At 65.5% G+C, this 744-nt stretch carries 1 pseudogene; it reads right to left on the reverse strand.

The features are described from left to right. Positions 1–744, reverse strand: a pseudogene (locus C7I87_RS27825) (IS66 family transposase); the annotation flags it as partial.

Here is a 744-nt window from a genome sequence, read left to right on the forward strand (position 1 = left end):
GAGGAAGCGGGTGAAGGATAACTGCGGCGCAGCATGTAGTTGAAGGCTTGGTCAGATCGTGTCCGCGCGAAAGCTTATCGCGCGTCTCGATCATCCAGCGCTCGAGCTCGGTGACCAGCGGCACGCTCCGCTCTTGGCGCACGGCGTGGCGTTGACCTGGCGACAGGCCATTGATCTTGCGCTCGATATCGAACAGGGCATCGATGCGCTTCACGGCTTCAACCGCTAGCGGATAGACCAGGTTGGGCTTCTCGCCGCGCGCCTCCTTGCGCGCCGCCGCTTCGATATCGGCCAGCTCGAACACTTTGCGCCGCCTGTGGGCCCAGCAGCTGGCTTCCAGAACAGGCGCCGGCTGACGACCCGCCGCATAGAGATCGCCATAACCGCCAAAGGCATCTGCAGAATGCCGCTCCAGCCGGCGAGATGCGCCGCGGGATGTTCCCCTCGGCGATCGCGGGAATAGTAGAACACCGCCGCCGGCGGATCGACACCGCCGAACGGTCGGTCATCGCGCACATAGGGCCATAATCGGCCGGTATCGGTCTTGCCCTTGGCCAGGACCGGAACCGTCGTATCGTCGCCATGCAGACGTGAAGCGGTCAGCACATGGGCTTCGAGCCGCTTGAACAGCGGCGTCAGCGCCGCGGCGCCGGCGCCGATCTGGTGGGCGAGCGTCGACAGGCTGAGCGGCACGCCTTCGCGGGCATAGCGTTCAGTGGCGGTTGAGCGGCTGATGCTGGCCGA

This window comes from Mesorhizobium sp. SARCC-RB16n (assembly GCF_008520305.1).
GTDB lineage: Bacteria > Pseudomonadota > Alphaproteobacteria > Rhizobiales > Rhizobiaceae > Mesorhizobium.